This is a genomic window from Longilinea arvoryzae (assembly GCF_001050235.1).
Taxonomy (GTDB): Bacteria; Chloroflexota; Anaerolineae; order Anaerolineales; family Anaerolineaceae; genus Longilinea; species Longilinea arvoryzae.
Genome location: NZ_DF967972.1, coordinates 176,772 through 198,876 on the forward strand (window position 1 = coordinate 176,772; position 22,105 = coordinate 198,876).

General features: G+C 59.6%; 18 protein-coding genes. 11 read left to right on the top strand and 7 right to left on the bottom strand.

Annotated elements, in window-relative coordinates:
- The first annotated feature begins 247 nt into the window (after positions 1-247).
- Positions 248-1,051: a nitrilase-related carbon-nitrogen hydrolase gene (locus LARV_RS00810; protein WP_075071852.1), complete on the top strand. Its 804-nt coding sequence runs from the start codon at positions 248-250 to the stop codon at positions 1,049-1,051.
- A gap of 70 nt (positions 1,052-1,121) precedes the next feature.
- The gene (locus tag LARV_RS00815; RefSeq protein WP_075071853.1) at positions 1,122-1,538 is read left to right on the top strand and encodes an OsmC family peroxiredoxin; all 417 of its coding nucleotides are present in this window, start codon (positions 1,122-1,124) and stop codon (positions 1,536-1,538) included.
- Between the two features lie 72 nt (positions 1,539-1,610).
- Here LARV_RS00815 and LARV_RS00820 read toward each other — a convergent pair whose 3' ends face one another.
- Entirely contained in the window at positions 1,611-3,323 is a 1,713-nt protein-coding gene (locus LARV_RS00820) for a sortase (protein ID WP_152031647.1), read from the bottom strand.
- Positions 3,320-7,006, bottom strand: coding sequence for a DUF7933 domain-containing protein (locus LARV_RS00825; protein ID WP_075071855.1), 3,687 nt, complete (start codon positions 7,004-7,006; stop codon positions 3,320-3,322). The genes LARV_RS00820 and LARV_RS00825 overlap by 4 nt, the downstream gene beginning before the upstream one ends.
- Before the next feature lie 442 nt (positions 7,007-7,448).
- Between LARV_RS00825 and alr the strand changes: the two genes are divergently transcribed.
- Both alr and LARV_RS00835 read left to right on the top strand, forming a co-directional pair.
- The gene (gene alr / locus LARV_RS00830) at positions 7,449-8,555 is read left to right on the top strand and encodes an alanine racemase (RefSeq protein ID WP_075071856.1); all 1,107 of its coding nucleotides are present in this window, start codon (positions 7,449-7,451) and stop codon (positions 8,553-8,555) included.
- Between the two features lie 383 nt (positions 8,556-8,938).
- On the top strand, positions 8,939-9,631 hold the full coding sequence (locus LARV_RS00835) for a hypothetical protein (protein WP_075071857.1): 693 nt from the start codon (positions 8,939-8,941) through the stop codon (positions 9,629-9,631).
- Positions 9,632-9,688: 57 nt separating this feature from the next.
- Here the strand turns inward: LARV_RS00835 and LARV_RS00840 are convergent, their stop codons facing one another.
- Complete coding sequence (locus LARV_RS00840) at positions 9,689-10,324, bottom strand: trimeric intracellular cation channel family protein (RefSeq protein WP_075071858.1); 636 nt, start codon at positions 10,322-10,324, stop codon at positions 9,689-9,691.
- 165 nt (positions 10,325-10,489) lie between these two features.
- On the opposite strand from LARV_RS00840, the gene LARV_RS00845 reads away from it, so the two are divergent.
- Together LARV_RS00845 and mgtA are read left to right on the top strand one after the other, a co-directional pair.
- Positions 10,490-11,473: an aldo/keto reductase gene (locus LARV_RS00845; RefSeq protein ID WP_075071859.1), complete on the top strand. Its 984-nt coding sequence runs from the start codon at positions 10,490-10,492 to the stop codon at positions 11,471-11,473.
- A gap of 146 nt (positions 11,474-11,619) precedes the next feature.
- On the top strand, positions 11,620-14,157 hold the full coding sequence (mgtA, locus tag LARV_RS00850; protein ID WP_075071860.1) for a magnesium-translocating P-type ATPase: 2,538 nt from the start codon (positions 11,620-11,622) through the stop codon (positions 14,155-14,157).
- A 13-nt stretch (positions 14,158-14,170) separates the two neighbouring features.
- Here mgtA and LARV_RS20775 read toward each other — a convergent pair whose 3' ends face one another.
- Both LARV_RS20775 and LARV_RS00855 read right to left on the bottom strand, forming a co-directional pair.
- Entirely contained in the window at positions 14,171-14,299 is a 129-nt protein-coding gene (locus tag LARV_RS20775) for a hypothetical protein (protein WP_269084961.1), read from the bottom strand.
- Positions 14,300-14,370: 71 nt separating this feature from the next.
- Positions 14,371-15,999 carry a phosphatidylglycerol lysyltransferase domain-containing protein gene (locus LARV_RS00855; protein WP_201785849.1) on the bottom strand — a complete coding sequence of 543 codons (1,629 nt, stop codon included), beginning with the start codon at positions 15,997-15,999 and terminating at the stop codon, positions 14,371-14,373.
- 60 nt (positions 16,000-16,059) lie between these two features.
- On the opposite strand from LARV_RS00855, the gene LARV_RS00860 reads away from it, so the two are divergent.
- The 5 genes from LARV_RS00860 (at position 16,060) to LARV_RS19995 (ending at position 19,229) form a co-directional block, all read left to right on the top strand.
- On the top strand, positions 16,060-16,896 hold the full coding sequence (locus tag LARV_RS00860; RefSeq protein WP_075071862.1) for an alpha/beta fold hydrolase: 837 nt from the start codon (positions 16,060-16,062) through the stop codon (positions 16,894-16,896).
- Positions 16,897-17,040: 144 nt separating this feature from the next.
- Positions 17,041-18,078: a NifB/NifX family molybdenum-iron cluster-binding protein gene (locus tag LARV_RS19795; RefSeq protein ID WP_083522226.1), complete on the top strand. Its 1,038-nt coding sequence runs from the start codon at positions 17,041-17,043 to the stop codon at positions 18,076-18,078.
- A gap of 11 nt (positions 18,079-18,089) precedes the next feature.
- Positions 18,090-18,551, top strand: coding sequence for a tRNA (N6-threonylcarbamoyladenosine(37)-N6)-methyltransferase TrmO (tsaA, locus tag LARV_RS00880; RefSeq protein ID WP_236709895.1), 462 nt, complete (start codon positions 18,090-18,092; stop codon positions 18,549-18,551).
- Between the two features lie 66 nt (positions 18,552-18,617).
- Entirely contained in the window at positions 18,618-19,019 is a 402-nt protein-coding gene (locus LARV_RS00885; protein ID WP_083522227.1) for a uracil-DNA glycosylase family protein, read from the top strand.
- Positions 19,020-19,070: 51 nt separating this feature from the next.
- Positions 19,071-19,229: a uracil-DNA glycosylase gene (locus LARV_RS19995; RefSeq protein WP_152031648.1), complete on the top strand. Its 159-nt coding sequence runs from the start codon at positions 19,071-19,073 to the stop codon at positions 19,227-19,229.
- Here LARV_RS19995 and LARV_RS00890 read toward each other — a convergent pair.
- Positions 19,215-19,769 carry a GNAT family N-acetyltransferase gene (locus tag LARV_RS00890; RefSeq protein WP_075071864.1) on the bottom strand — a complete coding sequence of 185 codons (555 nt, stop codon included), beginning with the start codon at positions 19,767-19,769 and terminating at the stop codon, positions 19,215-19,217. The two genes, LARV_RS19995 and LARV_RS00890, sit on opposite strands and share 15 nt — an antisense overlap.
- Before the next feature lie 258 nt (positions 19,770-20,027).
- Entirely contained in the window at positions 20,028-21,965 is a 1,938-nt protein-coding gene (locus LARV_RS00895) for an APC family permease (RefSeq protein WP_236709896.1), read from the bottom strand.
- Between the last annotated feature and the right edge of the window lie 140 nt (positions 21,966-22,105).

Sequence of the window (22,105 nt, forward strand, 5' to 3'; positions counted from 1 at the left end):
ATAATCTGACCGTCGCCGCGTTATTAACCCGGCTGGCACAGGCCGGCATAGAGTTCGATTTCACAGTGGGTAGAATCGTTCATTGTTCATAAATTATATCTTATTAGGTTTATTTTAAAGCCAGTGAGTATTTCAAATTCACCGATCCCCGATGCGGATGCTTTCCGAAATGGTGTTGCACGTTTGCAGGTATAATTTGCTCGTTGTCTTTCCTATTCGAACCGCGAAAAATGCACAGGGTAAACCCATGTTAAAAATCGGTGTTGCTCAGGCAGATTTCAAACTCGCCCAGCGCGAGGCCAACCTGGAGATCCTCCGAAAATTGCTCGCCGAAGCCGGCAAGGCCGGCGTGGACGTGCTGGTGCTGCCCGAACTCGCCAATTCGGGCTACAACTTCGAAAGCATGGCCGAAGCCGAGGCGCTGGCGGAAGTCGTCGATGAGGGCCCGGCCTGCAGCCTGCTGCGGGATTGGTCAGCGGCCGGACGCCTGGTGGTGAGCGGACTGTGCGAACGCGGCGCGGATGTGCTCTACAATTCAGCTGTCGTGTACGCCGATGGACGGTTGGAGGCGGTGTATCACAAGGTGCACCTGTTCGCCAACGAGGGCACGTTCTTCCAACCCGGAAATGAAAAGCCGCCGGTCGTGAACTTTCACAGGCAGCGCTTGGGCGTGATGATCTGCTTCGACTGGTTCTTCCCCGAGATGGCGCGCAGCCTGGCCCTGCGCGGCGCTCAGATCATCCTGCACCCGGCCAATTTGGTATTGCCCTACTGTCAGAAGGCCATGCTCACCCGCTCGCTCGAGAACCGCATCTTCACCGCCACCGCCAACCGCACCGGCAGCGAGCGCGGCCTGGCTTTCTCAGGGCTCTCGCAGATCACCTCACCCACCGGCGAACTGCTGACCCAGGCCGGCGACAAATTCACCGGCGTGGTATGGGTCGAAGTCGATCTGGATCGGGCTGATGACAAATGGGTCACGCAGCAGAATCACCTTTTCAACGACCGCCGCCCGGAGTTGTACGACGATCTATGCGTCCCAAAAATTTGACACAATAATAGAGAAATGTTACACTTTTTACAGAATTGATCAAGTATTTCATTTTCAAAGGAGTGTAACCATGCCTGTTCGTGAATCAATTGCGGTCTGGAATGGCAGCCTGACGGATGGTGAAGGCAAGATGCGTCTAGCCTCCGGTGCCTACGAAGGCGCGTTTACACGCGCATCCCGCTTCGAGGAAGGTCCCGGCACCAACCCGGAAGAGTTGATCGGCGCGGCCCACGCCGGCTGTTTCTCCATGTTCCTGGCGGCGCTGCTCTCCAATGCCGGGCACGTGCCCACCCGCATCTCCACCAGCGCCAGGGTCCACCTGGGCGCCGGCCCCAAGATCACGCTCATCGAACTCTCCACCGTGGGCGAAGTCCCCGGCATCGATGAAAAGGCCTTCCGCGAGTTTGCCGAGCAGGCCAAGAAAGGCTGCCCGGTTTCGCAGGCGCTGGCGGCCGTCGACATGATTCTGACGGCCAGACTGGCCTGATCGAAATTAACCCAACCTGCAAACACCGGGCGGATGATCCGCCCGGTGTTTTTGATTATCCAAAGGTGTGGGTTATTTATCCGGCTCCACCCGCACCAGCACGGCGCGCACCATGCGGCGGTGGGCATAGCTGTTGGCCTGCTCGCTGTAATTCTCACAGGTCACCAGCGTCAGCCAGGGTTTTTCCTCGTGCTCGAGCACCACGCCGGCCTGATCTGGCAGTACCAATCGGTTTTCATGCACTTCATAGACATACACCTGGCCGAAGGCGCGGATCTCGATCAGGTCGCCGTATTTGAGTTTCTTGATCCCCACAAACGGACCCGGCTGATTGTAGGCATCCCAAACGTGCCCGGTGATCACCGAGTTGCCGTTCCAGGTCGGATAGGCGGTACCGTTCAACCAACCGGCGCCATCTCCCAGCCAGGTCACATCCCAGCCATCTCCGCTTTGTGGCACGCCCACCACCGGAATATCCACACCCAGCGTCGGGATTTGCAATTGTATGTCTTGTTTTGTATAACGTTTTTCAGCTGGCTGATCGGGCAACAGGTGAATGGCTCCGGGGCGGAAACCGGTGTCGGGCAGCAGATTGACATCGCTGGCCGGGCGCGTCCAATCTGCGCTCGCGGTGGCATCCTGCTGCTCGCCGTTATCGGTCACATCACCGTCGCCGTTGATGTCCGAATCGATAAAGGCGGTGTTGGTCACATCCGAAATGCCGGCATCCACGCGCACGGTAAAGCTGATAGCAATTTCATTGACCGCTGTCGCGGCATCCAGCGCGCTGTAATCCGGGCCGAGCACGCCGCGCCAGACGATGCGGCCGCGCGGGTAGGTTGCGCTGGGGCCTTCATAATAGCAATACTGCGTGCTGGTCAGCCCCGAGTTATCGCTGCACGTCACGCCGCTGGCCAGCGAACCGGCCGGAGCGCCGGCGGGCAGTGGGTAGCCGCTGGGGATGCCGGTATTGACAAAGCTCGTGCCGACCGGGATGCCGTCGCCGACCTGCGCATTGACCGCCACCAGGTTGGCGTTATTGATCCAGACCATCGTCCAGCGGAGCAAACTTTCGCCGGTTTCGGTGACGACTTTGACGCCGAACGGCGGGTCGAACAGGTTGCCCTCAAAATCCAACGGGGTCGGATCTTCGTTGTTGCCCGGGTCGCCGTCGTTGTCCGGGTCGGGATCCGCGCCGTCCTGCGACACGTCGGTTACCGTGCCGCCGCCGGACCCCGTACCGGAGGCGATTGCGCTGTTTTCGAATGGCCCGGCCATCGCGGGAGTCACCCGCACCACCAGTCGAAGGGAGCCCGTCTCACCCACGCCCAACGTTTCCGAGCCGCTCAACAGGTTGACGTTGCTGCTGCCGTCATACCCTGGCCAGTTGACCATCAGGTCGCTGCTGGTCAGTGATTGCACCGTAAAGGTTGTCGGCTGTGGGAAAGCCGCTGAAAGATTGTCTGTGATTTGCAGGCTTGAGAGTGGTACGTTCCCGTAATTTTGCACAGTCAGGCCGAAGGTGATCTCCCATACGCCCGGGCTGACCTTCTGCGGCGCACTGATCACATCCTTAGCCAGCCCAATGGCGGGCGCTGCCGTCTGCGTTGGTATCAGGGTCGGTACCGACGTCTGAGTCGCAGTCGGGGTCGCCGTGGACGTATGCGTCGCGGTCGGGGTTGGTGTCGCCGTCGAGATGGCAGTGGCCGTCGCGGTCGAAGTCGCCGTGGACGTATGCGTTGTAGTCGGAGTTGGCGTGTCCGTCGAGATAGCGGTGGCTGTCAAGGTTGGGGTCGCCGTGGACGTATGAGTCGCGGTCGGGGTCGGTGTCTCCGTCGAGATGGCAGTGGCCGTCGCGGTCGAAGTCGCCGTGGACGTATGAGTTGCAGTCGGGGTTGGCGTGTCCGTTGAGATAGCGGTGGCTGTCGCGGTTGGGGTCGCCGTGGACGTATGAGTCGCGGTCGGGGTCGGCGTCTCCGTCGAGATGGCAGTGGCCGTCGCGGTCGAAGTCGGCGTATCCGTCGGCGTGGCGGTGGCGTCTCGGTCGAAGTCGGCGTGTCCGTCAGAGTCGCCGTGTTGGTCATGGTCGGCGTTGGAGTATCCAGGGGCGTGAGGACGACCGTCTCACTGTCCGTGTTAGAGGTGGTGCCGTCCGCCGAGGCAGACGCCAGGTTGGTCACTGCACCGGCAAGCACGTCGGCGTCCGTGACCGTGTATGTCGCAATGCAGGTCAGGCTCTCACCCGGGTCCAGGAAGGCATCCAGGTCGCCGACCGTTTCCACGGCCGGGCAGCTCTCGTCGCTTGAACGATCGTCGCTCACCACCACCGGCCCGGCCAGCGGTGCGTAACCGCTGTTGGTCACCTGGTAGGTGTAATGCAGCACGTCGCCGGCCGCGTCAAAGAACGTTTCGGCGACGCTCTTGACCAGCGTCAGCGCCGCGGTGGCGTAGCTGGCGGTGGAGTCATTCGATATGACCGGCGCGGCGGCGTAGCTGCCCTGGGCCGCGGCTGTGTTGGCATGCGCCCCTTCCACGGCCGCCACCGGTCCGACCACGCAGACCTCCGCGGTGTAGCGCGACAGCGCGGCCCACGAACAGGCCGCCAGGCTGACGCCCGTCCCGCTCAACGTTGGGTCGCTGACGGCGACGTTTGTCAGGTCCACATCGCCGATGTTCTCAACGATAAAGCGATAATACACCGGCGTGCCGGGGGCGACGCCGGCGAATTTTGTCCATACGCCGTTCGGATCGCCGTCCAGTCCGACCTGTTTCAGGATCGCCAAAGCCGGGTGAGGCGGGTTGACGGTCAGATCATCCGCTGCCGTATTGCCCATCAGCGGCACGCCGGAGATGACCGCCTGCACGGGAGAGGTAATGTTGTGGTACGCGCCGACCGTCGCTGCGCTCACATTCACCCGGATCACACAGGACCCGCCCGGCGCGATGCTGCCGCCGCTGAAGGAAATCGATCCCGCACCGGCCGCCGGCGTGAACACCGGCGCGCCGCAGCCAGTCGTGGCCGCGTCCGGCGCGGCCGCCACGGTCATCTGTCCGGGCATCGTCGGAAACCCATCGGTGAATTGCACATCGGTCAGCGCATCGTTCAGATTCGGGTTCGTGATGACCCAGGTAAGCGTCGAAACCTCACCCGGCAGGATCGGGTCGGGCGAGAAGGATTTACGGATGTCCGGCGGAGCCAGCACCGCCAGCGTATCCGATCCGTAACCGGCAGCGCTGGTGTTGGTCAGGGTGCCGGCGCTGTAATCGGCGGAAATGAATCCGGAAACATTGTCATAAACGCCCGCCCTGACCGCCGTGACGGTCACCGTCAACGTGCAGCTTGCCCCGGCTGCCAGCGCACCGCCGGTAAAGGCCAGCGAGGAAGGCGCGGTGCGGGTCAGCGTGCCGCCGCACTGCGCCGTACTGCCGCTGGTCATGGTCAGGCCGGCCGGCAGCGTATCGTCGAAGCGCACGTTCGTAAGCGCAAACGAGTTGGGGTTGCTGAGTGTAAAAGTCAAGGCTGAGGTGCTGCCCTCAGCGATCGGGTCGGGTGCAAAGCTCTTGCTCAACGTGGGCAGTTGCGGGGCGCCGCAACCCGTGAAGGTGATATTGTCGAGGTTCAGGTCGTTGCCGCGCGTCGTAGCGTTCGCGCCGAAACCGTAAATACGGTAATACGACGTCCCGGTGGTGGCCTGCGTGGTGTGCGTGGAGAATCCGGAGGTGGCCGGGTTGATCGCGGTGGCGTTATCCAGCAGCCAGGTGGCGCCGTCGCTGCTGTAATAAACGGAAACGTTATTCGGGCCGTTGTTTTTACGGTTGGCATCGAAGGCCATACGTACGTCCGTATAGTGGCGGGTATCGACCTGGAACTGGTAGAACGGGGAGGTGCCGGTGGCAATTGGACCGGTCTTGGCCCAGCCGTACAGCATCAGGGACGGCGCGAGGTTCCCGTTGGCGGTATCGATTTCCTGCGTCAACCCTTGCCCGTAGGAGGTCAGCGCGGTGGTCACGTCCGACGCGCGGAAGGAATACAGCGGCGGCGTGGCGCTGCCGCTTACACCGCCCGCCAGGGTCCACTGCGCCAGCATGGCGTTGGGCACGCAGGCCGGGGCGGGTGGGGCGGTGTTGACCGTCAGCGTATCGGAGGCGGAGTTGCCCGTGTCGCTCGTACCGATGAACAGATTGCCGGTGGTGTTGAGGTAGGTCCCCACCGCTGGAACACTCACGTTGACTTTGATGGTGCAGCTGCTGTTGGGCGCCAACGTGCCGTTGGAGAACGCAATCGAGCCGCTTCCGGCGGCCGGCGTAAAGGTGGGCGTGCCGCAGCCGGTGGTGGATGCGTTGGGTGGGGTTGCGACCACCATCATACCCGGCGTGGTAGGAAAAGAATCGCTAAAGTTGAGGCCGTTGATCGTGGCGGGCGTGGGATTGTTCAGCGTAATCGAGAGCGTCGAAATGCCGCCCGCATTGGTCGGGTCGGGGTTGAAATTCTTGCCGATCGTGATCATCGCCGGGTCGACGATATAGGCATAGCGCACGCTGGTGATGTAGTCGGCGTTGTAATGATAACTGCTGCCCGAGAAATCATAGATCAGGGTCGCCAGCGGCTGCGGGTTGACGCTACCCACGCTCAGGATGCGCACCTGGTAGCTGGTGGTTACCGATCCGCCGGTCTTGCCGGTCGAGAGGCAGGCGCGATAATTGGGGCTGTTGGGGTCGTTCTCCCAATGACAGGCATCGCCGTACAGCAGGCTGTTGGGATTATCCACGGTCGGCGACGTATCCGCCGAGTAACCGGTCTGTACCGAGAGGATCTGAAAGATGGTGTTGGGGAAATTAATAAAGTTTTCGATCTGTTCGTAGCCCTGCGTGGCGGTCTGGCCGGAGAGTGTGATGGTATAGGTCTGACCGACCATCAACGCCATCGTGCCGCCGTTGGGGATCGAAACGCCGTCCACGCTGACGTCCAGGTTGGCATTCCGATTTTGCGAAATCAGGTGTTCCACGTACAGTTCGCGCGGTGTGGGGGTGCTGATCACGCCCAGCGTATCCGCCGTGGCAGTGATGTGGTAACGGCGCACGTGATCATAAGCAGCCGGATTGCGCGTGATTTCCACTTCGTAGTAAAAGTCAGTGCATGCGCCGGGCGCCAGCGCTGCAACACTGGCGATACTTAACGAGCCCGGGCGTAAATGAATATATGAGTCGGTGCTGTCCCATACAAATTGTGTCGTCACATGCGTGGCCGTGTCGGTCGCATCCTCATTGCAGACGCGCGCGCCCACCGGAAAGACGTTGGGGCCAACATTCACATCATTGCTGTCCAACCCGATCACATCCCAGGTGATGGGCGTGATGGTCAGCACGGGTGCGCCGTGAACCGTCTGCGCCGGTGATCCACCCAGCCAGGCGATTGCCACGATATTGAAGACGACGAGGATGTTGAGAATCGCCCAACGCTTCTTCATAAAGATCCCCTTGTGTTGGATTGAAATCGGTAAAAAACCATACCCTGCGGCCATTACCACCCTTGATTCAGCCGTTAGTCCCTGATCCCCTGAAAGGGTCAGGAAATTTTAATCATAATGACAGTTACAAGCCCCTACAAAAGTCCAATTCTATCACAATCCCAAGAATGTCTTAAGAATTGTTAATATCCATACGATTACAATTCAACCTGCACCCGAACAACGGTTGGGGGCAGCGTGCTGCATGGAGCGTCGCCCAAAGCGCCGCCATCCCCACCGATCGGCGATCGAACCGTCTGAAAAACAGGAGTATCCTGGGTTCGCAAACCGTAGACCGCGAAACCCGCGAAACACACGATAATGAAGCAAGGATTTTTTCCGAAGCGCTGTGTGAACGGTTTTAATTCGCGACTTTCGGGATTATTTTCTTTCCGAGGGCAGCATGTCAAATGAGCATACCAGCAACTGGCTGGAAATCGATCTTTCAGCGGTGAGACACAACACGCGTGAGGTGCTGCGCCAGACCGGCGTGGCGCTGATGGCCGTGGTCAAGGCCAATGCTTATGGCCTGGGCGCGCTGCCCGTCAGCCGCGCCATGCTGGCCGGCGGCGCGACCTGCCTGGCCGTGGCGCGCGGCTGTGAGGCGCTGGAACTGCGCCGGGCCGGCATCCAAGTCCCCATTCTGGTGTTCGGTTTGCCTGCCGAAGCTGAACTGGATGCACTGATTGCCGCGGACGTCACCCTCACCCTGACCGGCTTCGAAGCCGCCGAAATGTACGCCGCGCGCGGCGCGGTCCTCGGCCGGCAGCCGCGCGTGCATCTCAAGGTGGACACCGGCATGGGACGGTTCGGGGTGCTGGCCGATGAAGCCCTGCCGTTGGCCCGGTGCGCGCTGGAAGCCGGCCTGGATCTGGAAGGCATCTACACCCACTTCGCGATGATCGACAGCGACCCGCGCGACCCGTTGAACGCGCTGCAGCTCGAACGCTTTCGCCAGGCGCTGGCCGCGCTCGAAGCCGCCGCCATCCGTCCGCTTTGGGTGCATACCGCCAATTCGGCCGCCGCGCTGGGCCACCCCGAAACGCACTTCAATATGGTGCGCGCCGGATCGGCCATGCTGGGCATCCGTCCTTTTTACTACGCGCCCTTCCCATCTTACCTGAAGCGCGTGGTCGCCTGGAAAACGCGGCTGGTGTCCTGCCGCGAGCTGCCGGCCGGCTGGGGTGTTTCGTACGGCCAGACCTACCATACCCGCGCAGACGAAACCATCGGCGTGATCGCCGCCGGCTATGCCGACGGCTTCCGGCGCGCCGGCAGGAACGAGGTGCTGGTGAACGGTCAGCGCGTGCAGGTGGTCGGGCGGGTGTGCGCCGACAACTGCATGCTGCGCCTTCCAGGACCTCTGCCGTTGGGCAGCGAGGTGGTCCTGCTGGGCCAGCAGGGCGGCCAGTCCATCCAGATCGAAGACCTGGCCGGGCGCTGGAACACCGCTCAATCGGATGTCATCAGCGCCATTGCCCCGCGCGTGGAACGGGTTTATCCCACATAGGCCGGCCTTCAACCTCGATCGCACAACCCTCAGGCTGATCGGCCGCATTCCCATTTTCCGGCGTCATCCTGCCAGCCACAGGTTGGATCATCCGTATTTAAAATCACTTTTTCATTCATTAATCTTCTATTCAGGTGGCTGTCTATCCTTTATATTAGTACAATGATTATCATTAATGGCATATTACATGACCTTTTCGTTCGTCAGATGATAGAAACGGCCACTTGAGTATGAGCAGGCGTAAATATCCTTCTTTTTATGAGAAAGCCATCCCCATCGCCCTGGCGGCCCTGGGGGTGTTGATGCTGGGTCTGCTGATTGTGATCGCCATTGTGCTGTCATCCGCCTGATATCCTGTTGAGCTGAAAGGACTCACCCACCTCATGAACCCGATCGCTTTTCTCCCCCTGACCTCGATGGTCGTCAGCCTCACATTCGCGGGTTTCGTCCTCCGCCACTACCTCCAACACCATCACACGCAGTTGCTGTTGTGGGGCGTCGGCATGGTCTTTTATGGCATCGGCAGCGCGAGTGAAGCCTATTACGGCCTGTTGGGTTGGAATCCAACCGTTTTTCGCTTATGGTATCTTTTTGGCGCCATTCTGGTGGCTGCCTGGCTGGGTCAGGGCACGGTTTACCTGCTGGCCAAAAAACGCACCGCCAACATTCTCATGGGGGTGTTGGGTCTGGCGTCCATCTATGCGCTGGTTGCTGTATTCAACGCCCGGCTCGATCCGACCCTGATCAGCGCCAGTGAGCTGAGCGGCAAAGCCATCACCTCACCCGGCGTGCGACTGTTGACGCCCTTCTTCAACCTGTACGGGACCCTGACCATGGTCGGCGGGGCCTTGTATTCATCCGTTTTGTTCTGGCGCAAGCGTGTCCTGCTGCACCGCGTCATCGGCAATGTTTTGATCGCCGCCGGCGCCATAATGCCGGCCTTTGGCGGAACCTTCAGCCGTCTTGGCATCCCCGGCGCGCTGTATATCAGCGAATTGCTCGGAGCGGTGGTGCTGTTCATCGGTTTTCTACGCGCATCGACGCCCATCGAATCGAAAGTGGAGGTCTATGCGTGACTCACCCCCGGCATTTCAGATAACCCGGTAAAAATCCAGTTCGCCGGAGATCCGGCGTCAGCGTTCGGATAACGGCGTGCGCGGCTCGGGCAGTGAAATGTTGAAGCGTACCGCCAGCAGGCGCAGGATGAAAACGAACGCCACCGCCAGCGGCAGGGCCAGCGTGTGCAGCCAGCCCAATTTCGTCGCCAGGATGTAGACCCAGGCCCCCAGCAGCGAGCAGGTGGCATACAGGTAGATATCCTTTTTGAACAACAGGGGTACTTCGTTGCAAATCACATCCCGCAGTACGCCGCCGAACACGCCCGTGATGACGCCCATCAGCGATGCGATGAACATGGACGTGCCGTCCGCCAGACCGGCTTCCACGCCCATCACGGTGAACGCGCCCAATCCGAGCGCATCCGGCACGATGATCGAGCGCACCGAAAGCCGCAGCAGCCGGGTGGAGTAGAACACCACCGGCGTCAGGGCCAGTGTCAGGTAGGCATAATTCTCATCCCGAATCCAGAACACCGGCGTATGTCCCAACAGGAGATCGCGCAGCGTTCCGCCGCCCAGTGCGGTCAGAAAGGCCACGGCCACAGCGCCCACCAGATCCATGCGCTTGCGGCGTGCCTCCATCACCCCCGAAACCACCCCGGCGCCCACGCCCAGGGCGGAAATGATCCTCATCACCCAATCGACTGGCATCTTCCGAACCTCAACATTTCCCTAAAAATACAACGAGGCGAGATTATATCACCGGAAAGTCAATTTGAAATTACCCAACGCTTTTCAGACGAGTCTGGAAAGTCGAAAAGCCATGTGAGGCGTTATATAATGAGTACACGGTTTATTGACTGGAAGGAGCAGACCATGAAATATCGTCCACTCGGTCAAACTGGCTGGTCGGTTTCGGAAGTCAGTATGGGCACCTGGGCCATCGGCAGCGCCTGGGGCAGCGTCGACGATGAGCAGTCCATGGCGGCCCTGCACCGCGCGCTGGATAATGGCGTCAACCTGTTCGACACCGCGGACGTCTATGGCGACGGGCGCAGCGAACGCCTGCTGGCCCGCCTGCGCAGGGAACGTTCCGAGCCGTTTTACGTCTTCACCAAGGCCGGCCGGCGCCTGGATCCTCACGTCGCCGCCGGTTACACACGCGCCAACCTGACTACTTTCGTCGAGCGCTCGCTGCGCAACCTGCAGGTCGAAGCCATCGACCTCTTGCAGTTGCACTGTCCGCCCACCGAGGTCTATTACATGCCCGAGGTTTTCGGCGTGCTGGACGACCTGGTCGCTCAGGGCAAGCTGCTCCACTACGGCGTCAGCGTGGAGAAAGTGGAAGAAGCCCTCAAGGCCATCGAATTTCCCGGCGTGAAGAGTGTGCAGATCATCTTCAACCTGTTTCGCCAGCGCCCGGCCGACCTGTTCTTCGAGCAGGCCCAACGCCGGCAGGTGGGCATTCTGGCGCGCGTGCCGCTTTCTTCCGGCATGCTGACCGGCAGGATGCGCCCCGATACGACCTTCCAGGCCAGCGACCACCGCGCTTTCAACCGTCACGGCGAGGCCTTCGACCGCGGCGAAACCTTCTCCGGCATCGATTACGAGACCGGGCTGCAGGCTGTCGAAGAACTCCGTCCGATCGTTCCGCCTGGCATGAGCATGGCTCAGTTCGCCATGCGCTGGATCCTGATGTTCCCGGCCGTGACCTGCGTCATCCCCGGCGGCCGGACTCCGGCCCAGGTGGATGAAAATACGCGCACGTCCGAACTACCCGGGCTGCCGGATGACGTCATGCAAAAGGCGGCCGAGATCTACAGCCGGCGCATCCAACCTCTGGTGCACTATTACTGGTAGGCCATCGATCTTCTGCGTCAACTTCGGCAGGAGGCAAAACGAGCGTGCATTCGCTTTGCCTGCTTGATTATTCCCAGTTGTCACGGCCTGGCGCCAGAGTTATGATAACCACAAATTGCATCGGGTTTGTGGCTGCGGAGTGAAACATGGCAAAAGATGACCTTATCACGCAATATTGGAGTCAAACACCCGAAACGCTCGGCTCCAGGCTGAACACTTCTCTGAAAGACGGCTTATCCCCCGCTGAGGCCGCCCAGCGATTGAAATCCGTCGGTCCCAACCAGATCCGGAAAAAAGCCAGGGCCACGCCGCTGAGGCTCTTATTCAACCAGTTCAAAAGCCCCATCGTCCTCATTCTGCTGGGCGCCACCCTCATCTCAGCTTTCCTGAGTGATTGGGTGGATGCAATGATCATCTTTGGCATCGTGTTGGGCAGCGCGCTGCTGAGTTTCTTTCAGGAATATAGCGCCAACAGCGCGGCTGAAAAACTGCGCGCCCAGGTTTCGTTGAAATCGCAGGTGGTGCGCAGCGGTCAAACCCTTTCCATACCCAGTGAGGAAATCGTCCCCGGCGACGTGGTGCTGCTGGCCGCCGGCAGCCTGATACCGGCGGATGGGGTGGTACTCGAGGCCAAGGATTTCTTCATCAGCCAATCCGTGCTCACCGGCGAGACTTTCCCGGTCGAAAAGACAACCGCTGCCGTCGCGGCGGGCGCGTCCCTGTCCGAACGCACCAATGTCGTCTATATGGGCACCAGCGTGCGCAGCGGCAGCGCGCGGGTGCTCATCGTCGAAACCGGCGCGGGCACCGCCTTCGGGCAAATCGCCGACCGGCTGGTGTTGCGTCCGCCGGAAACCGAATTCGAGAGCGGCATCCGCCGCCTAGGCTACCTGCTGACCGAAGTCATGTTCGTGCTCGTGTTGGGCATCTTTGCCTTCAATGTCTACTTTCACAAGCCCATTCTTGATTCGCTGCTCTTCTCGATTGCGCTGGCGGTCGGGTTGACCCCACAGCTTTTGCCGGCCATCATCAACATCAACCTGGCGCGCGGCTCGCAATCGATGGCGCGCCACGGCGTGATCGTGCGCCGGCTCGAGTCGATCGAAAACTTCGGCAGCATGGATATCCTGTGCACCGACAAAACCGGCACACTGACCGTCGGCGTGGTGGAATTGAATGGCACAATGGACGCCTCCGGGCAGCCCTCCACTGAGGTGGACCTCTACGCCTACCTGAACGCATCCCTGCAAACCGGCCTGCCGAATACACTCGACCAGGCCATCGTCGCCAAGGGTGCGGATGGGGCTGGCGAGTATGAAAAAATCGATGAAATCCCCTACGACTTCGTGCGCAAACGCCTGAGCGTGGTGGTGGAACACAACCACGAGCGCAGCGAGATCACCAAAGGCGCACTGGAGAACGTGCTGGCGGTATGCAGCCATGTGCGCCTGAATGGGCAGGACCAACCCATGGACACCGAACGCCAGGCTGACCTTCAAAAACGCTTCGAAGATTGGAGCGAACAGGGTTACCGCGTGCTGGGGGTGGCTACCAAGTCGGTCCCGGTCCAGCAGCATGCCTACGAACATTCTGATGAAGCCAGCCTGACCTTCGTTGGATATCTGCTCTTCCTCGATCCACCCAAACCCGGTGTGGAAGAGGCCATTCGCGGGCTGGAAAAGCTGGGCGTTCAGCTCAAGATCATCACCGGTGATAATCATTTGGTGGCGAAGCACACGGCCGCGGCCGTCGGGTTGGGTGATGTGAAAATGCTGACCGGCAGCGACCTGGATAAGTTGCGCGATGCGGCACTGTGGAACGCCGTCGAAACCACCACCATTTTTGCCGAAGTAGACCCCAATGAGAAGGAACGCATCATATTGGCGCTGAAGAAACGCAGGCATGTGGTCGGCTACATGGGCGACGGCATCAACGACGCTCCCTCCCTGCACAGCGCCGATGTGGGTATCTCGGTGGCTAACGCCGTGGACGTCGCCAAGGAGGCTGCCGACCTGGTGCTGCTAAAACAAGACCTGGATGTGCTGCGCGAAGGCATCCAGCAAGGGCGCAAAACCTTTGCCAATACGCTCAAGTACGTATTCATGGCCACCAGCGCCAATTTTGGCAACATGTTTAGCATGGCGGGCGCCTCGCTCTTTTTGCCTTTCCTGCCCATGCTACCCAAGCAGATCCTGCTGATCAATTTCCTGACCGACCTGCCGGAAATGACCATTGCCGGCGACAATGTGGATCCCATTTACATCGAGCGCCCGCACCGCTGGGATATTGCCTTCATCCGGCGCTTCATGCTGGTGTTTGGACCGCTCAGCTCGGTGTTCGATTTTGCCACCTTCGCCGTCCTGTTGTGGGGTTTACGCGCATCCGAACAGGCTTTTCATACCGGTTGGTTTATCGAATCGATCGTTTCGGCCAGCCTGGTGGTATTCACCATCCGCACCCGCCTGCCGCTCGGCCGCAGCCATCCCAGCCGTGCAATGATGCTGGTTACCGCCTTCGTGGCACTCTTTAGCCTGCTGTTGCCCTTCACTCCGCTGGCCGCTCCGTTGGGCTTGACGCCGCTGCCGATCACCACCGTGCTTATTTTGCTGGCCATCGTGGCGCTCTATTTCATGTTCGCCGAGCTGACCAAACGCTGGTTCTATCGACGCCTCCAGAACCAGTAAGCGCTATCCGCTCTCAATCGCTCAAGTCACTCAACGCCAGCGCCACCACCGGCAGTAGCGGTCGACCTATGCGCCGACTCAATCCCTTGTAGGCCAATGCATCGATTAATGGCGATGCGTTCTTTCCAATCCGGTTACTCACACTTCCTGAATGTCGACCCAACCGGCGACTGAAGAGCAGACGCGCAGGTCCGCGGCTACGGATTGTAAATCTCAATCGCTCAGGCCGCTTAACGCCAACGCCACTACCGGCAGGCTGGCCAGGTTGGGGTAGATCAGATAGCGTGGCGACCAGGAGGGTCCGAATTTTTCTTTGAAGCCGTGTAACCCGCGGAAATTATAGGTCGTGTTGACGTGGGTATAGATATAGTGCAGCGCGCGTTCGATGGCCGGATCGCCGGTAATCTCGCCCACGCCGGACAGGCCGCTCAACCCCAGATTGAAGCGCGGGTAGCCCATTTGCTGCGCGGTTTGTAGCAGGCTGGCAAACAGGTAATCCATCGTCCCGGCCGGCAGCTCGCGTTGGTGACGCATCAAATCCACCCCCACCCCGTGGTTCTGGTACTCGTCCACCAGATTGGCAAAGGCGACCACCTGGCCCTGCGGATCCAGCACGCTCAGAATGGGTGTGGTGTCGAGATAACCGCGCTCGAACCAGCCCAACGAGAACTTCATTTCCTTGCGCCCCTCCAGCCATTCGTTCGAGATCGCTTGCAAACGGTCCAGAAGGGCGGCGTCGTGCGGCGGCTGGCTGATGCGGCAGGTATAGCCCAGGCGTTCGAGTTTGTTGACCGAGGTGCGCACCGATTTCATCTCGCCGCCCTTGAGGGTGAAGGCCTGCAGGTCCACCAGCGCTTCCTCGCCGATTTTGAGCGCCTGCATGCCGGCTGCCCGGTAAGCTTCCAGATGATCCGGCAGGGTCTGGTAGAACGCCGCCAACCAATCATTGCGCTGGCAGAAGGCCTGGAAGGCCTGCACCGCCGCCAGCACGTCCTCCGCCGGGCCGATCGGATCTCCCAGGGCCACGGCGGTGCGGTTATTGTAGGCAAAGGCAATGACCGAACCGCCCGGGGAAAAGAAATAATGCTTGTCATCGAACAGGCAGAAACGCGCCAAAACCGTTCGCCCGTGCTGCTTAACAAGATCGGCAGCCTTCTCGCGTTCGCTGCGTTCGGCGGCATAGCGCAGCAGCACCGGCGCCAGCAGCGCCAGCAGGGCGTATCCAATGGTCACCGCGCCAATCACATAGACCGAGTCCGCGAAGTAGCGGCCGAAACGAGTGGTCGCAATCAGGCCGGGATCCGTAAACTCGGTAAACATGCGCAGGGTTTGTAAGACCGCCTGCCACAGATTGAATTGAATTGAGAAATGCCGGTCCAGAAGGTAGAAACCGGCCGTGCCATAAGCCAGCGTGAAGGCCAGCGCCATGCCCAGCGTGCGCAGACCGCGTTCGATGGTCGGCGCATCTGAACGGGCCTGAAAACGGCCGCGAAAAAGGACCAGCCCCACGATCAGCAGGACCGCCAGGCTGGCTTCCTCGATATCCAGGCTCTTGAACAAATGGGCGAGGGTGCTGACTGCCAGCGTCGCCAGGGTGACCACCCAGGCTGTGCGTTTGCCGCGCCAGATACCCGTCGCCAGCAGGAAAAGGGCAAAACCCGACAGCGCAGTCGCCAGGCGCGTGCCGGTGCGAACCTGCAAAGGGACCATCTCTTCCAGAAACAACAGCCGGCTTTTCAAAGCCGGGGTGACCGCCGAAAACAGGTTGACCAGCCCCATCGCGCCGGTCAGCAACGCCAAAAAACGCTCCGGGCGCAATTGGTTCATCCGAACAAGTTTCACGGTTCCCTCCGCACCCAACCCCGCTCTATGTTAAAATCATTAAACCATAAAGTAGAACCCATGAACACATCCGTTTTACCCACTTATTTCGAATATGGCAATCCCCAGGGCCTGCCGCTGGTGCTGATCCACGGCGGCGCGGGCGGCGTGTGGGTCTGGGATGAGGTCGTCCCCTTCCTGAAGGATTTTCACTGCCTGATGCCCGAATTACCGGAACACGGCTCCAACCATGCCAATGGCCGCTTCAGTGTCCCGCTCGCCGCGCAGGGGATTCTGCAATTGATCCGCGAACGGACGCCGCAGGGTCGAGCCCACGTCTTCGGCCTCTCGGTCGGCGGGCAGGTGGCGGTGGAGATGCTGGCGCGCGCGCCGGAAGCCGTGTTCAGCGCGGTCATCAGCGGCGCGCAGCTCCTGCCCGTGCCCGGTTACCGGCTGGGGATCTTCTCGGAAGCGGCCATGTCGCTGGTCTACTGGCTGGGCATCGCGCCCTGGAAGCACAATGACGCCTGGATTCGTTGGAATTTGCATACTTCCACCGGAATTCCCGAGCGGTATTTTCCACAGTTCAAACGCAATTTTCAAAATCTCAACCGCACGGGTTGGGCGCATGTGATGAGCGAGAACTACCGCTACCGCGCTCCGGCCGGCCTCGAAAAAGCCGACCTGCCGGTGCTGCTGATCGCCGGGCCGCATGAAAAGACGGATATTCAGCCCACCAACCGCCTGTTGAAGCAACGGCTGCCCCGCAGCCGCGCCGTTCTGGTGGGCCAGGGCCTCGGTTGGTCGGCCCCCCAGGAACACAACTGGCCCTTCAACAATCCCCAATTATGCGCCGACATGCTGCGAGCCTGGATCACCGGGCAGCCTTTGCCGTCCGGGCTGGTCGATTTTTCCTGAGCGCAGGCTGGTAGGTTCGATTGGGTTGACCTCTTACAAAAGGGTTTGTAAGAGGCTACTATTTATATATGACATAAACGCATTTTTGTACTATAATATTGGTACATTTGACATTCAACTCCATCCTGAGGATACAAAAATCGTATGCCAGCAGCGGATCGTAAAGAAGAGTTATCTGCAAATACTGAAACGGAAGTGGGGCGCAGGCTGCGTGAACTGCGCGCCTCACGCGGATTCTCGCTGCGCGCCCTGGCCGAACGCAGCGGTTTCAATATCAATACCCTCAGCCTGATCGAAAACGGCAAAACTTCACCCTCGGTGAGCACGCTGCAGCAACTGGCTCATTCACTGGAAATCCCCATCACCGCCTTTTTCGAATCCACCCTGGCACCGCGCCGTGTGGTGTACACCCCGAACCAGGAGCGCCCGACCACTCAGTTCGGGAGCTCGACGATGCAAAACCTGGGCAAAGATCTGGCCGGAAGCGAACTGCAGCCTTTCATCGTCACCCTGCAGCCCGGCGAGGGGCATCGCGACCCCATCATCGTGCATACCGGGCACGAGTTCGTTTTCGGTCTGACCGGCAGCATCGAATATCGTATCGAAGAAAAGACCTATCCCATCGGTCCGGGGGACGCCCTGGTCTTTGAATCGCACCTGCCCCATAGCTGGAGGAATTCCAGCCCGCAGGAAGCCCGTTTCCTGCTGATCTTACACTCCCCGGACCGGCATGAAGAACCGCTGAAACGCCATTTTATCCGCAGCTTGACCCAAAAAGGAGCATTTTCGATGAAGATCGCAGTCATTACCGAGGATGGCAAGACCATCAGCCAGCATTTCGGCCGCGCGCCGTATTACATGGTATTGAGCGTCGAGAACGGCCAGATCGTCGAGCGCGAAATGCGCGAGAAGATGGGTCACAACCAGTGTGATCATCTCGAAGAGCATCATCATGAAGGCGAACATGGTCATGATGAAGACTCGCACGGCAAACACGTTCACATGGCCGAGGCCATCCGTGACTGCCAGGTGCTGCTGTGCGGCGGTATGGGTTACGGCGCCTACGAAAGCATACGCCGGCTCAATATCCAACCCGTGGTCACCGATCAAAACGACATCGATGCGGCAGTTCAGGATTATCTGAACGGCACGCTGGTCGATCACACCGAAAAACTGCACTAGGCCGGCCGCGCTTGAGCGAAAAAACTGTGGAAATTATGCTTCAGCCCATCGGCATATTGCACACGCCCTTCAGCATGACCGAAGGAATGCCCATCCAATCAGCGCGTTCCGAACTGCCGGGCAGCGCCGAGGTGTTTCCGGAATATACCGAAGGCCTGGAAGGCGTGGAGGAATTCTCTCACCTCTACCTGCTGTACCGGTTGCACCAATGCCAGGCGCCGGACCGGTTGAAGGTCAAGCCCTTTTTGGACGATCGCGAGCACGGCGTCTTTGCCACGCGCTATCCATGCCGTCCCAACCGGCTCGGTATTTCGATCGTCCGGGTGGTCAGTTGTGCAGACGGCGTGCTGCATTTCCTCGGCGCCGACATGCTCGACGGCACTCCACTGTTGGATATCAAACCTTATATCCCTGAATTCGATGTCTTCGAGGTTCAGAAATCCGGCTGGTATGAACACCGCGCCTTTTCCTGATCGAGGGATTGACTTTATAAAACAAATATTCCATAATTTAAGCATCCCCTCAGACTTGAGGATGCGATGCGTATCGATCAGAATGTGTTTTGTACGGATTCTCCGTGCGCGGATGTACTGCCCGAGCGTAGCAGCGTTCCAGCCGTCGAACTCGACCCGGCGGCAGTCCGCCTGGTGCTGATCTCGGAATGCGCTTCGGCGTTGCCAGAGGACGATTATTACGCCTCTGGCAACGCTTTATTTGCCCGTACGACCCTCCAGGCGTTCGAAGATGCCGGCCTGAAGGCCAGCTCAATCGGCGATTTACTTGCGCACGGCATCTACTGCACGCCAGCGGTGAAATGCGCCAAAACCGGGTACGCCATCCAGAAAGCGACCATCGCGGCCTGTTCGCGCCTGCTGGAGCAGGAACTGGCGCTCTTCCCGAACGCCGCCGCCTACCTGTTGATGGGCGATGTCGCCATCTAGGCGCTGAATGCCATTGCCAGACGGCATCAAGAGGAACGCGTCATTCCGGCGGTGTCCACCTACAAGCTGCGCGGACAGACTTTCACCTACCGCGGCCGGCGCGTTTTCCCCTCCTACCTGCAGGCCGGTCCAAGCTTCTTCATCGAGAAAAGCAAGCGCAGAATGATCGCCGAAGATCTGAAGGCCGCCCTGGCTTTACTTCAGGCCTGATCTTCGTCTGATCTCAGGCCATTCGCATTCCAGGACCCCGTAAAGCAGTTCATCCCGCCATTCGCCGCGCAGCAGGCGCGTCTGGCGCATGCTGCCCTCGTGGCGCAAGCCCAGTTTTTGCATGACCCGTTCTGAGGCCCGGTTATCCGCGTCGCAAAAGGCAACCACGCGATGCGCGTCCAGTTTCTGGAATGCAAAATCGATCACGCTTTGGGCGGCCTCCGTGGCATAGCCCTTGCCCCATTCATCCGGATGCATCATCCAGGCAATTTCCCAATCGCGCGTCATGCGGATGTTCAGAGATAAGCCGATCAGGCCGCGCACGGTATCGTCCGGCTTTCGGGTGATGGCAAAACGGAACAGCGTGCGCGGCTGGATATGCGCCTGCATCTCGGCCTCGTGCAGGTAAGCTCCAACGCCGTCGGCGCCCATTTGCGGCTCAAACCGCACCACTTCAGTCCGGCTGTCGATGGCATACAATGCATCGAAATCAGAAACGCGAAATTCGCGCAGGGTCAGGCGAGGGGTTTCAAGGTGCATAAGCAAAGTCTTCGAATTTGCATTCCAAAAATGCGGCTGACGCCGGGAGATGAGATCATGAGGCAATGGGTTCCTGGACAGACCACCGGAAACCATCCGAGACGATTGTACTCAAAAAGACACGGCCGGGGGGTATCATTTTGGGACTGAATCCCAAATGGCACCCCTGGCCGCATCTTTTCCATCCACTGACCGCCGACCACTAACAGCCAACAGCCAACTGTGAATGGCTAATTACTGACGGCCAATCGCTTCTGCTCACTTCACCTGGTACGGCACCTCGGTAATGACGATATTTTCGCGGTGCAGCAGCGCCTTGCGCAGCGATTCGGCCGTGCGCGTGTGCAGGAAACTCGTCCACCAGTGTTGGGGTATAAATTGGGGTACGACGATGGTGATGATGTCGGTCGGGTTGGCGACCGCGGCCAGTTTATCGATATAGTCCAGCAAGGGCTCCAGGAACACGCGGTAAGGCGAATTCAACACTATCAGGCGGTATTCCTCGCCCCATTTTTCCCATTTCTCTTCCACCTTGGCCGTCTCTTTCGCGTCGACCGAGATATGTACGGCGGTTATATCGTCCGAAAGCGTGCGGGCGAAGCGCAGCGCCTCCAGCGTGCCGCGGTGCACGCCGCTGATGGGCATGATGACGCGGTTGCGGCGGATATGCGGCTTCTTGGGAGCCGGATTGTCCAATGAAAGCTGCCGGGCCAGGTTCTTGTAATGGCGGTGGATCGAGAAGAATATCGTCACCAGCACCGGCGTCAGCAGAATCACCACCCAGGCGCCGTCCTTGAACTTGGTCACCGCAAAGACGATCATCACCACAGCGGTGCAGAAAGCGCCCAGACCGTTGATGATCATTTTATGCTTCCAGCCGTTGTCATAACGCACCGTCGAACCGGGTTCGACGATCTCTTCACCGGGTTTCAGGTGGCCCGATTTCCACCAGCGGCGCGCCATACCCGTCTGCGACAGGGTGAACGATAGAAATACGCCGATGGCATACAAGGGAATCAAGCGGGTGACGCTGGCCTGGAAAGCAATCACCAGCAGCGAGGCAATGACCGATAACGCTACGATGCCGTAGGAAAATACCAACCGGCTGCCGCGGTAGGTGAGCTGCCGGGGCAGGAAGCCGTCGCCGGCATGCAGCGCGCCCAGGCGCGGGAAGTCAGCGAATGCCGTGTTGGCCGCCATCACCAGAATAATCGTGGTGGCGCTGATGGTGAGCAGATAAAGCGGACCACGACTACCGTAAACGGTGCGCGCCAATTGCGAAATGACCGTCTCACCATCCACCGGAATGACGCCAACATGAATGCTCAGGAAGGTGATACCGATGAGCAGCGAGCCCAAAATGCCAGCCATCCAAAGGAGCGTGATGCCGGCATTCTTCGCGCGCGGCTCGCGGAAAGCCGTGATGCCGTTGGAAATGGCTTCCACGCCGGTCAAGGAGGTGGTGCCGTTCGCGAAAGAGCGCAGGATCAGGAACATCGTGAGCGGCTGCAATACGTTTGTTTCCAGCGTCGGCGGATTGACCACCGTGCCCAGGGTACCGGCAAGCAAACGCACAAAACCGATGATGACCGTGGCGAAGATCAGCACCAGGAAAAAGTAGGTTGGGACGGCAAAAGTGATTCCCGATTCTTTTACACCGCGCAGGTTGATCAGCATGATCAGCAGAATCATTGCCACGGCAATCTCGACCCGGTAAGTGTACAGCGCCGGAAAAGCGGATACGATCTGCGCCACGCCGGAAGAAATGGACACGGCCACGGTGAGGATGTAATCGGTCAGCAGGGCCGCGCCGGCGGTCTGAGCCGGCAATTCGCCCAGGTTGTCGCGGGCAACGATGTACGCACCGCCGCCGTCCGGATACGCATGGATGGTTTGCTCATACGAGAAAGTCAGGATCATCAACAAACCGACGATGCCCAGCACAATGGGGAAAGCCAGATGCAGCAATCCCGTGCCAGCCGCCACCAGGATCATCATCAGTTCCTGCGGACCGTAAGCCACCGAGGACATGGCGTCTGATGAGAACACCGCCAGGCCGATCAACTTGCCGATGGTCTGGTGGGGGGCATCCTCCGTCGCCAGCGGCCGCCCGATCAGCATGGTTTGCAGCGACCGCTTGGGCGTAAACCCAGTCGTTTCGATAAAGATATTCGAGACCGATTCTTTGATATTCAATGCACACTGCTCCAAACGATTTTAATAACGATGAGTTTATACAACCCTCACCGTCAAAACGCGGGCAAGAATCGGCATCGAAGCGTCAAGAATGGGTCAAGAGACCGCCGATTTCGATAAAAAATGGACCAAAGGATTAC